A 12,805-nucleotide genomic window follows, 5' to 3' on the forward strand; every position below is an offset into this window, starting at 1 on the left:
TCGCTGCGGAATGTTGCGCGTGCGATCCCCTCCGGACCGTCCTTGTCTGGTGCGCATGGTCTCCGGAACATGGTGAACCTCCGTTAGCGGTACAACACCGGCAGAATGCCGACTCCTGATATATTACTGATCTAACACTCACATGCCAGGTGCATGTCAATAGCTGAGGCAGTCACGCCGATGGCGCCGGGACCCTCCCAATCAACATAATGTGTTCTCTACCTGCAGTTACCGGATGCAGATCACGATTGATGAAACTTCCGAACCCATCCCACCGCACGGCAATACCTCCCGACAATGCCCGCCCCGCGGTGCGACGGCTGACCAGATCGTGCCAGTTTGCACAACAGATGCTCACAATGCGGGACACTGACCCGTGATCGATTGGGCAGATGCGTTGATCCGGGCCGGACGCAGCGAGTAGCCGGCGCGCACCTGGTACTCCCTAGTTACGACGCGCACCCGGTACTCCCTCGTTACGAACGGCATTCTGCAGCCGCTCGCTCGCGACGGGCGGACACAGGATCTCGGCAGATCCTCGCTATACCAGGATCGAGAGAGCCGACCCATGTCGAGTGTGAGGTGCAGATCAGCAGTCGCGCAGCTTCGTTCTCAGTCACATTTCTCGCAACGGCTTTCGGGCGAACCGTCCACGGCCGAGGGGGCAGGCAGCACCCACTGTCGATCGTCGGCCTAGTCGGCATTGCCAGCGCACTCCACATGCTCCCACCCACACGGCGCCCCGCGCGGGCCACGACAGGAGGGCGCCTGGCGGGCATACGGCGCCAAATCGTGCTTTCGAGTCCATCGCGGAGCAACTCATGTAGCAGACCGGGGTCGAGATTCCCCGACGGTGACGCGGGGTGAGGCAACATCACAGCGCTCGACGCGGTGTCCGCCCGTGCGGCAAGGATGCGCCGCGAACGTCCGGGCCACCGATACGGTGTCCACGACGAAAAGCGCGGCACCCGCGGGGGTGAGCTCCCGCAGGTGCCGCGCGGATTCGGAAGGATTAGGCGAGCTCGAACCGGTCGAGGTTCATCACCTTGTCCCATGCGGAGACGAAGTCCCGCACGAACTTCTGCTTCGCGTCGTCGGATGCGTAGACCTCGGCGAGGGCGCGCAGTTCGGAGTTCGACCCGAATACCAGGTCGACGCGAGTTCCGGTCCACTTCACCTCACCGGTGACGCGGTCGCGGCCCTCGTAGATCTCCGAGTCCGTGGACCTCGGCGCCCAGGTGGTGCCCAGGTCGATCAGGTTCGCGAAGAAGTCGTTGGTCAGCGCCCCCGGGTTCGAGGTGAAGACACCCTCTTCCGACCTGGTGTTGTAGTTCGCACCCAGCACACGCAGGCCGCCGACGAGAACCGTCAACTCCGGGGCGGTCAGGGTCAGCAGGTTCGCCTTGTCGACCAGCAGGAACTCCGCCGGCAGACGGTTGCCGTCACTGAGGTAGTTGCGGAAACCATCGGCAGCCGGCTCGAGTGCGGCGAACGACTCGGCGTCGGTCTGCTCCTGCGTGGCGTCCGTGCGGCCAGCCGTGAAGGGCACCTCGATCGCGTGTCCGGCATTCTTGGCGGCCTGCTCGACAGCAGCGGCACCGCCGAGCACGACGAGGTCGGCGAAGGAGACCCGCTTGTTCCCGGTCTGGGCGGAGTTGAAGGACTCCTGGATCCCTTCGAGGGTTCGCACCACCTGGGCGAGCTCGGCCGGGTTGTTGACCTCCCAGCTCGCCTGCGGCTCGAGGCGGATCCGTCCGCCGTTGGCACCGCCGCGCTTGTCGCTGCCGCGGAACGACGAGGCCGACGCCCACGCGGTCGAAACCAGCTCTGCGACAGTGAGTCCAGACTCGAGGATCTGGCTCTTCAGCGACGCGATATCACGGGCGTCGATGAGCTCGTGAGTGAGCGCGGGGATGGGGTCCTGCCACAGCAGGGTCTCGTCCGGCACGAACGGGCCGAGGTAGCGGCCGATCGGGCCCATGTCGCGGTGGGTCAGCTTGTACCAGGCCTTGGCGAAGTCGTCGGCGAGCTGGTCGGGGTTCTCGAGCCAGTTGCGGGTGATCTTCTCGTACGCGGGGTCGATTCGCAGCGCCAGGTCGGTGGTCAGCATCACCGGCACGTGGGTCTTCGCCGAGTCGTGCGCGTCGGGCACGGTGCCCACACCGGCGCCGTCCTTCGGAATCCACTGGTGTGCACCGGCGGGGCTCTTGGACAGCTCCCACTCGTAGCCGTACAGGGTTTCGAGGAAGCTGTTGTCCCACGTCCGAGGGGTGGGGGTCCAGGCGCCTTCGAGGCCGCTGGTGATGGTGTCGCCGCCCTTGCCGGTGCCGAAGGAGCTCTTCCAGCCCAGTCCCTGCTCCTCGAGCGGGGCGGCTTCGGGCTCGGGTCCGACGTGGTCGGCCGGTCCGGCGCCGTGGGTCTTGCCGAAGGTGTGGCCGCCGACGATCAGGGCAGCGGTTTCGACGTCGTTCATCGCCATCCGGGCGAACGTCTCACGGATGTCGCGGGACGCGGCGACGGGATCCGGGTTGCCGTTCGGGCCTTCGGGGTTGACGTAGATCAGGCCCATCTGGACCGCACCGAGCGGCTTGTCGAGGGCGCGGTCACCGGTGTAGCGCTCGTCGCCGAGCCAGGTGAGTTCCGGTCCCCAGTAGACGTCCTCTTCGGGCTCCCACTGGTCGACGCGTCCGGCGCCGAAGCCGAAGGTCTCGAAGCCCATCGATTCGAGGGCGCAGTTGCCGGCGAAGACGATCAGGTCGGCCCACGAGATAGTCTTGCCGTACTTCTTCTTGACCGGCCACAGCAGGTGGCGGGCCTTGTCGAGGTTGGCGTTGTCGGGCCAGCTGTTCAGCGGCGCGAAGCGCTGCATCCCGGCGCCGGCGCCGCCGCGACCGTCGGTGACGCGGTAGGTGCCCGCGGCGTGCCATGCCATGCGGATGAACAGCGGACCGTAGTGGCCGTAGTCGGCGGGCCACCAGTCCTGTGAGGTCGTCATGACCTCCTCGACGTCCCGCTTCAGGGCCTCGAAGTCGAGGTTCTCGAGTTCCTGGGTGTAGTCGAAGTCCTCGTCCATGGGGTTACGCACGGCGGGGTTCTTCTGCAAGATCTTGAGGTTGAGCTGGTTCGGCCACCAGTCACGGTTGCCGCCGCCCTGTGTGGGGTGCTTGAGCTGACCGTGTGCAACGGGGCAACCACCATTCTGAGCGGGTTCCGTTTGGGCCTCGGCGATGGGCGGGTGCTCTTCTGCGAGAGTCCGGGTGGTTTCAGACACGGCTTTCCTTCCAAAGGGGTGATTCGGGCTGTTGTTTTAGATGCGTGCTATCGGGTGAGCGATGTCGAGCAGTTGGAGCATCGGCCCCAGAAGATGACCTCCGCCTCATCGACGTGGAATCCGTTGTCGTAGTTCGCGGTCAGGCACGGTGACTCACCGGCTGCGCAATCGACGTCTGCAATGGCTGCGCAGGACCGGCAGACCACGTGGTGGTGGTTGTCACCGACCCGTGACTCGTAGCGAGCCACCAAGCCTGCCGGCTGAATTCGGCGAACCAATCCAGCCGCAGTCATCGCGTGGAGTATTCCGTATACCGCCTGCTGAGAAACCCCGGGAAGTACTGCGCGTACCTCACCGAGGATCGTCTCTGTGTCGGCGTGCGGATGCGCGTGCACCGCCTCCAACACTGCCACCCGAGGACGCGTCACACGCAACTCAACCGCACGCAATTGCTCTGCGTACTTCGATGTCGAGGGCACCCGAACACTATGACCCACCAATCTGGAATGAGTCAAGTCTTCGTGAAAATCTTTGACATCCCGCGTAACTCGGATGGCACGCTGGGCAACGGCGGGCGCCGTAAACGGTTCGCAATGCGAATAATGTTTGATTGCATTAACTTTGGACATACCGATCGCGCTCTCTGTTCTATCCGCCGGCGAAGGGAGGCAGTACGTCCACCCGGGCTCCGACCGGTGCGGTGAGGTCACGGGTCAGCTCGGAGCCGACCAGGAACGCGGCCACTGAGAGCACGCGCTCCATGCTGGTTCCGTACTTGGCGAGTAACGCCGACTTCACTTGACCGAGGTCGGCACCGGTTGGCATGTCGAGGGTCTCCAGACCCCGGCCGGCCGCATCGGCCGCCGCGGCGAAATACCGCACGGAGATCCTCGTCGTCGCCGAGTTGTTCGTGTCAACCACCGATCGCTCCCATACTGCGTGCGGGTGGCGCGAAGTCGGCGGCGTCGATGCCGTTGCCCACCCACTTGTTCCACATGGCGGCACGCCACAACCGCGCCAATTGTTCATCGTCTGCTCCGGACCGCATCGCACCGCGCAGGTCGATCTCGGAGTCACTGAACAGGCACGAGCGGACTGTGCCCTCGGCCGTCAGGCGCGTGCGATCACAGTCGGCACAGAACGACCGGGTGACCGAGGCGATGACGCCCACTGTCGCCGGGCCACCGTTCACCCGCCACAGCTCGGCCGGTGCCGCTCGGTCGTCCCGGCCGATCTCCTCGAGTTCGAAGCGCTTACCCAGCACGGACAGAAGCCGGTCTGCGGGAACCATATCCTCGCGCGCCCATTCGTGATCAGCGTCGAGTGGCATCGCTTCGATAAACCGCAATGCCACCCCCTCATTCAGGCACCACTGCAATAGGTCAGCCGCTCCGCTCAGCGTCTCGGGCATGAGAACGGCATTGATCTTCACCGGGGTCAGACCGCTGGCGACCGCAGCACGGATACCGGCGAGGACCGATGGCAGTCGGTCCCGCCGCGTCAGCGTCGTGAAGTGCCGGCGGTCGACGGTGTCGAGGGAGACGTTGATCCTGCTCAGTCCGGCGTCAGCGAGCCTGCGCACCCGGTGCTCGAGCCCGACCGCGTTGGTGGTCATCGCGAGCGGAGTACCCGGCACCTTCTCCGCGCACCCGGCGATGATCCACTCGAGGTCAGCGCGCATGAGCGGCTCACCACCGGTGAACCGCACTTCACGGATTCCAAGGCGGTTGACGGCGAGTTCGACGAGTCGGACGATTTCGTCGGCGGTGAGCAGCCGCTCGGCCGGGATGGTAGGCAGGCCTTCCTCGGGCATGCAGTACGTGCAGCGCAGCGAGCACTTCTCGGTGATCGACACGCGTAGGTCTCTGGCCACCCGGCCGAAGCGGTCGACCAGGTGCCCGACGTCTGGGCGTCCCGCCAGTGAGGCCGATGGCCGCATGATGGGAATGCCCATCTCCACCGCCGTCATCGTGTCGCTCCTTCGGAGATCACTTTGCCACCGACACCGCGGGCACCTTTGAGGTGAGGACGACCGGCGGCGCAACCGGTGTTGCGCTGGGGGTGCCTGTCGGCGGCGCGTTCACAGAAGCGGACCACCACGACGTGCTGAAGGCTGTCGCTGCGGCCTCGATCCAGGTCGGGTTCGGTATTCCCGAGACGGTAGGCAGCACACCCGACCACTGGACCCGTCAGCAGTAGCGGTGCGAAAATTTCCCTACGCCGATACGAACGGCCGACGCCGTGCTCATCTCGGAGAAGCATGGCTTCACCGCCCCCCTCGTCGGAAGACTGCACGATGCCTGAACTACTCACTGCCATCTCGGACCAACCCCTCGACCCCACCGTTGTCGATGCAGCCGTCGCTCGTCCGCAGCACGGCGCGGTCGTGACGTTCATCGGCGTTGTCCGCAATCACGATGAGGGGCACTTCGTTTCTGCCCTCGAGTACAGTGCCCATCCGGCTGCGGATCGCTTCCTCCGCACCTGCTGCGAGGAGGTTTCGGCCGCAACCGGACTCCCCGTGGCGGCCGTGCATCGGATCGGTACATTGGCCGTCGGCGACCTGGCGGTCGTTGCCGCTGTTTCGGCGCCGCACCGTGCCGAGGCGTTCGGTGCGTGCGCCGAACTCGTCGAGCGCATCAAGCACGAAGTGCCCATCTGGAAACGGCAACGCTTCGCCGACGGCGCCTCCGAGTGGGTCGGTCTGTAACGGTGTCTCGGTCGGGTCCCCGTAGAGGAAGTGTCCCCGGCACCGAACACCCGAAGACAGTCTGTCGTCGAATAGGACGGACTTCGTCATTTCGAAATCCCTACCGCGTTCTGCATCCACCCCGCCAGTGACGCCCATTCGACGACGGTGGCGGGGTACCCGATGGACAACACGGGCCGTTTTGGGCCGCTGCCATTGGACAGCGGGCTGCGGCATCTGAAGTGCGATATCGCAGCCCGCGTGTTCCATCAGCGGGTCAGTGCTCATCGATCCGTGACCGGTCAGTGTCGCGAGGACATCAGTGGGCGATCTTGTCCTTCAACCAGTCGTGGAACTCACCGATGTGATGCTCGCTCGGAACGAGCACACCGCCTTCTCGGTAACGCCGCGATTCCATCGCGGGCTGGCAGCGCTCGCAAGCGTCGAAGTCCTGCTGATTGACCCGATGGAACAGTTCCACGGAGCGGTCGAGGTCCTTTCCGCTGGCCACCACGTCGGGCAGGTAGAGCCAGTCGCACTCGACGATGGTGTGGTCAGCCGCCAGCGGGAACATCCGATGGACGATCACGTGATCGGGGACGAGATTGACGAACACCGTCGGCCGCACGGTGATCGCGTAGTAGCGACGATCCTGCTCCGGGGCGATACCGGGGATCAGGTCGTGACCTTCGGAACCGTCGATGGTGAACCCTTGGACATCCTCGCCGAACTCGGCGCCGTGGCCGACGTAGTACTGGGCGGCATAGCCGTCGGCAAACTCCGGCAGTACCTCGGTCAGTTCCGGGTGGATCGTCGCGCAGTGGTAGCACTCCATGAAGTTTTCGATGATGAGCTTCCAGTTGGCCTTGACGTCGTAAACAATTCGACGGCCGAGATCCAAGTCAGCGACCTTGTATCGATCGATCGACTCTACGTCGCCGAGGCGGTCGCGAATGTCCTGCACGACTGTCTCGTCGAAGGACTCGGGCTCGTCGGCCAGGTTGAGCCAGACGTAGCCGAGCCATTCTTGGACTGCCACCTTCTGCAGTCCGTACTCGACACGATCGATGTCGGGCATCTTGGTCAGGTTCGGCGCCGCGACAAGCTTGCCCTCGAGATCATAGGTCCAGGCGTGGTACGGGCACTGGAAAGACCGCTTGACCTCTCCGCTCTCCTCCATGCACAGCCGTGCTCCGCGGTGGGCGCAGATGTTGAGGAAGGCACGGATCTCGCCGGTCCGGGATCGGGTCACGATGACACTTTCACGACCGATCTGGACAGTCTTGAAAGCACCTGGCTTGTCGAGGTCGCCCGAACGCACAGCGCAGAACCACATTTGCTCGAAGACCTTCTCCTGCTCGAGCTTAAAGATGTCGCTGTCGGTGTAATAGGTTCCCGGGAGCGTGGAGATGAGGCTCTCGGGCAGGTGCGTGGTTGTCACTGTGGGGTCTCCCTGAGTGGTTGAGCTCAACGATCGGTGGGCTGAGAAAGGTCTAGAAAGTTTGTTCAGAGTGATGTCGGCTGCGCGGAAAGTTGCCGGCGCCAGCGGGTGAAAAGTCGGACCTGGTTGACACCGAGGACCGCAACCGGGTGGTCCTCCCTGCGGTAGACGGCGAGGAAACTACCGTCCTCCAAACTTCCCTCTTCAATGGTGAATTCGGCGTCGGGGCCGGCTATTCCGGCGAACTGGATGCGCGAACCATACTGGTCGGACCAGAAGTACGGCGGCTTGACGTGCTGACCCTGATATTGACCCGAGAGGAGCGTCGACACCGCGATCGCCGGTCGCTCCGAGGCGCCGGTCCAATGCTCGACGCGGCGGTGGACGCCGGCGATGTCCATCCACGCCGCGCAGTCACCGACCGCAACGACGTGTGGGATCGATGTGGCTCCCCCTCGATCGCACAACACACCGTTGCCGAGCTCGATACCACTGCCGTCGAGCCATTCGATGTTCGGGATGCCACCGATGCCGACGACTACGACGTCGGCAGGCAGGTGGCGCCCGTCCGCAAGGTCCACACCGGTCACGCGGTCGTCCCCGGTCAGGCCGGCGACTCCCACGCCACAGTGCAGTGTGGTGCCATTGCCCCCGTGGAGGCTGGCGATCGCGGTTCCCAGTTGCGGGCCGAGCGGGCCGATCAACGGCGAAGGCGCTGCCTCTACCACCGTGACATCCAGGCCCAGCTTGCGCGCTGTAGACGCGACCTCGGCGCCGATGAAACCGGCACCGATGACTACCAGTCGGGCGCCGGGAACGAGGTCCGCGCGGAGCCGGTCGGCATCGGCGATCGTTCGAAGGACATGCACGCCGCTCAAATGTTCGGTTCCTGGCAACGTCCGGGCACGCGAACCAGTCGCGAGAACAAAGCCGTCCGCGCTCAGCTGGGAGCCGTCACTGAGTGTGACGCTACGGGTGCCTGGATCGAGGTTTGTCGCGGAGAGTCCGAGCAGCCAGTTCGCCCGAAGGTCTTCCCCCTCGGGTTCCAAGGTCAGGGATGCTTCATCGATGTCTCCCGCCAGATACTCCTTCGACAACGGCGGGCGGTCGTAGGGGCGGTTGGGCTCCGCTCCAACGATGTTCAACTCACCGTCGAACCCCTGCGCACGCAGGGCGCGCGCAGCGCAGAGACCAGACAATGAAGCGCCGATGATCGCAATGCTTTTCATGCATTCCCCTCCGCATTCAGGCGGCTACGGATATCCGGCGGCAGGTTTGGCGCCTCTGTACTGAGTTCGACGTGGATGACACCGTCCTGGATCACGACCTCATGGGTTCGCACCGGCAGCTTCGCAGGCGGCGCATCGACCGCCCCGGTCCGGAGATTGAACTTCGACGCGTGCAGTGGGCACTCGATCTCACATCCCTCGAGCCAGCCATCTGCCAGTGATGCGTCCTGGTGTGAGCACGTGTCGTCGATGGCGAATACCTCACCGTCGTCGGTATGGAACACCGCGATCGGAGGGGAGGTATCGACGCGACGTACGTCGCCGCGAGGTAGGGAGGCTAGTGGACAGACCTCGAGCATTAGATGCCTCTCTGTAGCGCCATGCGAAACAAGTCCTGCTTTACGCAACAGTGTGACAATCGCCATAGGTTGGTGTCAAGAGGCGGCTGCGCCACCGATCGACACATGGACGCTTGCAGCGACCCGGGCAGCCAAAGAGGACCCAGAGCCGATGGGAGTTTCACTGAAACTCCTTGTCACACCATAAATAGACAGCCTCGCGCTTCGGCGGCCCAACGGTGGGCACACGATCAGCCCATGCGGTGACACACCGAGACCTACCTCACCCGTGATCGACACACTCAAACTCGGCAGATCTCCCCACGTACAAGCGTTGACCCGCCGGTACGGCCCGCCTACACTTCGTCACATCTGATATATCAATTGTCGTCATGTTCACCGAGTCGTTACGGAAGACCTCGTGGATCCGTCGACGAACCTTGCTGGTCTCCTGCGCAGTCTCGAGACCGATCACCCGATCCACCGGCGTGAGGATCCACTGTGCCCGGACCCTCACGTCAGTGGCCTAGCTGGTGTTCCTCAACCGCACGCGACTCCAGTTGGGTGCACCGATCGGATCAGGGCATCTCGGGCTGTGACCGACAACCAGCCGTAATGGTCTATTTGCACCCATTCGACCCCCAGAAAGGGCTTACTCTGTGGCAACTGCGACATTGCTCGACGGCAAGGCCGTCAGCGAGCAGATCAAGGACAACCTGGCCGACCGGATCGCCGTGCTGCAGTCGCAGGGAATCAGGCCTGGCTTGGGAACCATCCTCGTCGGGGACGACCCTGGCAGTCATGCCTACGTCGCCGCGAAGCACCGCGACTGCAGAAGCATCGGTTTGAATTCCATCCAGGTGCGCCTGCCGGCGACCGCTGCCCAGGAAGATATCGAGGCGGCCGTTCTTCGGCTGAATGCCGACAACGCATGCACCGGCTTTATTGTTCAACTTCCACTACCGAAGCACATCGATACACACCGGGTCCTCGCCCTGATCGATCCCGCGAAGGACGCCGACGGATTGCACCCGACAAATCTCGGGAGGCTGGTACTCGGAATGCCGGGACCGTTGCCGTGCACGCCCCGCGGCATCATCGAATTGCTTCGGCATCACGATGTCCCGATCACCGGTGCTCGGTTCTGCGTCATCGGGTGCGGTGTGACCGTCGGTAGGCCACTCGGTCTGATGCTGACCCGGCGCAGCGAGTATGCCACTGTCACCCTGTGCCATGAAGCGACGGTCGACACTGCCACTCACACACGGGACGCCGACGTCGTGATTGCCGCGGCAGGCGTTGCCCACCTGGTGCAACCGGACTGGATCCGAGCCGGTGCCACAGTGCTGTCGGTTGGTATTACCCGCACTGTCGAGGGGATCTTGGGCGATGTGCATCCATCCGTCGACCGAGTCGCAGGAAAGCTCAGCGGCGCAACAGGCGGCGTCGGCCCGATGACGCGGGCGATGTTGCTCACGAACATCGTCGAGATGGCAGAGGACATCGGGCGATACTGATCACCGGCCACGCGACTCCGCCCGGATCGTCTCGTCCTCACCCGGTAATCAACTGCACCCCGGCTCGCACGGCTGACTACGCAGCGCTTCGTCGAGAGCTGGGCTCGACTGAATATGCTCAGGCGCTGGGCGTGATGGGTTGCCGAAAGCCCATCCGCTCACTGATCTCGGCAGCCGCCGCGATGACGTCAGGCACGACGGCTCGCATCCGTGCCTCGGTGAAGCGGTACACAGGACCGGAGACGCTCAGCGCAGAAATCTTGCCGTCGTAGTCGCGGATCGGCGCCGCGATGGCGTTCAGCCCCTTCTCGTACTCTTCGACGACGACCGCATAGCCGAGGCTCTTGGCTGCGGCCAGTTCCTCATCGAGTGTCTCAACCGACGTGATGGTGTGCTCGGTGAACCGCTCGAGCGCCGCTGCACCTAGGACTTCATGTCGGTGCTGCACGTCCAGGTAGGCGAGAAGTATCTTTCCGCTCGCTGTCGCGTGCACAGGGGTCGGCTCGCCGATCCAGTTCTGTGTGCCCACCGATGCCGGCCCTCGTGCCTGGTCAAGGTGAATGGCAAAGTGGGAACGCAATACGGCAACATTCACGGTTTCGCCGAGTTTCGCGGCGAGTCGCTCACATACGGCGTGACCCTGCTCCGTTATCTCCAGTCGTTCGGGAACAGATGCGGCAAGGCGCAAAATACCCAGACTCAGGCGGTATTTTCCCCGTTCGTAGGTTTGCACCACCATTTCGTGCTCTTCCAGCGAACCCAGCAGACGGGACACCGTGGACTTATGCACGCCGATTTCAGTGGCGATCGCACTGACCCCGACTTCACCGTTGCGGGCAAGGACCTCCAGCACTTGAAATGCCCGGTCCACCGACTGGACACCGCCGTCAGTAGCCCTCGCTCCGTTGCTTTTGGTCATACGGCAACTATACGAAAGTTTTATTGGCGCTGACGACACCCTCGATGTAGGTAGGGGTCCGCAACCTTACGATTCGCCCACCAGGTCGATTCTGTTCATGTCAGGTGATGCGGTCGGGGTGGGTGTAGAGGTTCATGGTGGTGCCGCGGAGGAAGCCGATGAGGGTCAGTCCGGTGTCGTGGGCGAGGTCGATCGCCAACGACGACGGCGCGGACACGGCGGCGAGGATCGGGATGCCCGCCATCACCGCCTTCTGCGCCAACTCGAACGACGCCCGGCCGCTGACGAGCAGGACGGTGCCGCGCAGCGGGATGCGGCCCTGTTCGGTGGCCCACCCGATGAGTTTGTCGACCGCGTTGTGCCGGCCCACGTCCTCCTTGATGGTGAGCAGTTCCCCGGTCCGGGTGAACAACCCCGCCGCATGCAACCCGCCGGTGGTGTCGAACACCTTCTGCGCCGCCCGCAACCGGTCCGGCAACTCCGCGATCGTCGCGGCCGGCACCCGCACCGTGTCCGCGGCCGGCGAATACCGGGTGCGTTGCCGGATCGCATCCAACGACGCCTTGCCGCAGACCCCGCAGGAGGAGGTGGTGTAGAAATTGCGCTCAATGCCGGTGTCGGGCAGGAACACCCCCGCCGCCAGATCGACATCCAGGACGTTGTAGGTGTTCACCCCATTGTCGTCGACACTGTTGCAGTACCGGATCGACGCGATCTCGCCGCGGCCGGCGATGATGCCCTCGGTCAGCAGAAACCCCTGCGCCAATTCCACATCCGAACCCGGGGTGCGCATCGTCACCGCCAACGGGGTCCCGTTCACCCGGATCTCCAACGGTTCCTCCACCACCACGGTGTCCGGGCGGGTGGAGTGCCTCGTGTCGGTGATCCGGGTGACCGGAGTCCGGGTCGTCACCCGCCCCATCACGGCCGCCGTTTTTCGAGGCGGATGCGGATGGCCTTCGACACCGGGGTGTTCGACTTCTTCGCCACGTGATCGAGCGGGATCAGCGGGTTCGTCTCCGGATAGTAGGCCGCCACATTCCCCTGCGGCGTCGGATACGGCACCAACCGGAAATCCTCCGCCCGCCGTTCCTCCACGCTGCCGTCCGGCAGGGTCCATTCGGAGACCAGGTCCACCCGATCCCCCGCCGCATACCCGAACGCGGCGATGTCGAGTTCGTTGACGAACAGCACGCGGCGTCCGCCCTTGACGCCGCGGTAGCGGTCGTCGAGACCGTAGATGGTGGTGTTGTACTGATCATGGCTCCGCATGGTCTGCAAAATCAGTTTCCCGGCCGGCACCGGCACCCACGACAGGTCGTTGACGACGAAATTCGCCTTCCCCGTCCCGGTGACGAAGCGGCGCTCGTCGCGGGGTGGGTGCGGCAACCCGAACCCGTC

General features: G+C 64.1%; 11 protein-coding genes and 1 pseudogene. 2 read left to right on the forward strand and 10 right to left on the reverse strand.

Features of this window, described 5'->3' with window-relative positions; genetic code table 11:
• Positions 1-1,012 precede the first annotated feature (1,012 nt).
• From katG to moaA, 4 genes are all read right to left on the reverse strand, one after another.
• On the reverse strand, positions 1,013-3,271 hold the full coding sequence (katG, locus tag ACFTWF_RS24810) for a catalase/peroxidase HPI (protein ID WP_378463804.1): 2,259 nt from the start codon (positions 3,269-3,271) through the stop codon (positions 1,013-1,015).
• 47 nt (positions 3,272-3,318) lie between these two features.
• On the reverse strand, positions 3,319-3,750 hold the full coding sequence (locus ACFTWF_RS24815; protein WP_378463827.1) for a Fur family transcriptional regulator: 432 nt from the start codon (positions 3,748-3,750) through the stop codon (positions 3,319-3,321).
• 169 nt (positions 3,751-3,919) lie between these two features.
• A complete protein-coding gene (locus ACFTWF_RS24820) occupies positions 3,920-4,192 on the reverse strand; it encodes a MoaD/ThiS family protein (RefSeq protein ID WP_378463805.1) in 273 nt (90 codons plus the stop codon).
• The gene (moaA, locus tag ACFTWF_RS24825; protein WP_378463806.1) at positions 4,185-5,240 is read right to left on the reverse strand and encodes a GTP 3',8-cyclase MoaA; all 1,056 of its coding nucleotides are present in this window, start codon (positions 5,238-5,240) and stop codon (positions 4,185-4,187) included. Before moaA ends, ACFTWF_RS24820 begins: the two co-directional genes overlap by 8 nt.
• 327 nt (positions 5,241-5,567) lie before the next feature.
• On the opposite strand from moaA, the gene ACFTWF_RS24830 reads away from it, so the two are divergent.
• Positions 5,568-5,981, forward strand: coding sequence for a molybdenum cofactor biosynthesis protein MoaE (locus ACFTWF_RS24830; protein ID WP_378463807.1), 414 nt, complete (start codon positions 5,568-5,570; stop codon positions 5,979-5,981).
• A gap of 298 nt (positions 5,982-6,279) precedes the next feature.
• Here ACFTWF_RS24830 and ACFTWF_RS24835 read toward each other — a convergent pair whose 3' ends face one another.
• The 3 genes from ACFTWF_RS24835 to ACFTWF_RS24845 all read right to left on the reverse strand — a co-directional run bounded on the left by ACFTWF_RS24835 (position 6,280) and on the right by ACFTWF_RS24845 (position 8,989).
• Positions 6,280-7,401 (reverse strand): aromatic ring-hydroxylating dioxygenase subunit alpha, encoded by a 1,122-nt coding sequence (locus tag ACFTWF_RS24835; protein WP_378463808.1) that lies wholly within the window; start codon positions 7,399-7,401, stop codon positions 6,280-6,282.
• Between the two features lie 65 nt (positions 7,402-7,466).
• Positions 7,467-8,630, reverse strand: coding sequence for an NAD(P)/FAD-dependent oxidoreductase (locus tag ACFTWF_RS24840; RefSeq protein ID WP_378463809.1), 1,164 nt, complete (start codon positions 8,628-8,630; stop codon positions 7,467-7,469).
• Complete coding sequence (locus ACFTWF_RS24845) at positions 8,627-8,989, reverse strand: bifunctional 3-phenylpropionate/cinnamic acid dioxygenase ferredoxin subunit (protein WP_378463828.1); 363 nt, start codon at positions 8,987-8,989, stop codon at positions 8,627-8,629. Before ACFTWF_RS24845 ends, ACFTWF_RS24840 begins: the two co-directional genes overlap by 4 nt.
• Before the next feature lie 638 nt (positions 8,990-9,627).
• Between ACFTWF_RS24845 and ACFTWF_RS24850 the strand changes: the two genes are divergently transcribed.
• Positions 9,628-10,485, forward strand: coding sequence for a bifunctional methylenetetrahydrofolate dehydrogenase/methenyltetrahydrofolate cyclohydrolase (locus ACFTWF_RS24850; protein ID WP_378463810.1), 858 nt, complete (start codon positions 9,628-9,630; stop codon positions 10,483-10,485).
• Between the two features lie 118 nt (positions 10,486-10,603).
• On the opposite strand, the gene ACFTWF_RS24855 is transcribed toward ACFTWF_RS24850, so the two are convergent.
• The 3 genes and pseudogenes from ACFTWF_RS24855 to ACFTWF_RS24865 form a co-directional block, all read right to left on the reverse strand.
• Complete coding sequence (locus ACFTWF_RS24855) at positions 10,604-11,404, reverse strand: IclR family transcriptional regulator (protein ID WP_378463811.1); 801 nt, start codon at positions 11,402-11,404, stop codon at positions 10,604-10,606.
• Positions 11,405-11,504: 100 nt separating this feature from the next.
• Complete coding sequence (gene fdhD, locus ACFTWF_RS24860) at positions 11,505-12,326, reverse strand: formate dehydrogenase accessory sulfurtransferase FdhD (RefSeq protein ID WP_378463812.1); 822 nt, start codon at positions 12,324-12,326, stop codon at positions 11,505-11,507.
• Positions 12,326-12,805 (reverse strand): annotated as a pseudogene (locus ACFTWF_RS24865) (hypothetical protein); the annotation flags it as partial. The pseudogene ACFTWF_RS24865 and the gene fdhD, both read right to left, overlap by 1 nt.

The sequence above is a fragment of the Rhodococcus sp. NPDC056960 genome, from assembly GCF_042674125.1.
Lineage (GTDB): Bacteria > Actinomycetota > Actinomycetes > Mycobacteriales > Mycobacteriaceae > Rhodococcus_F.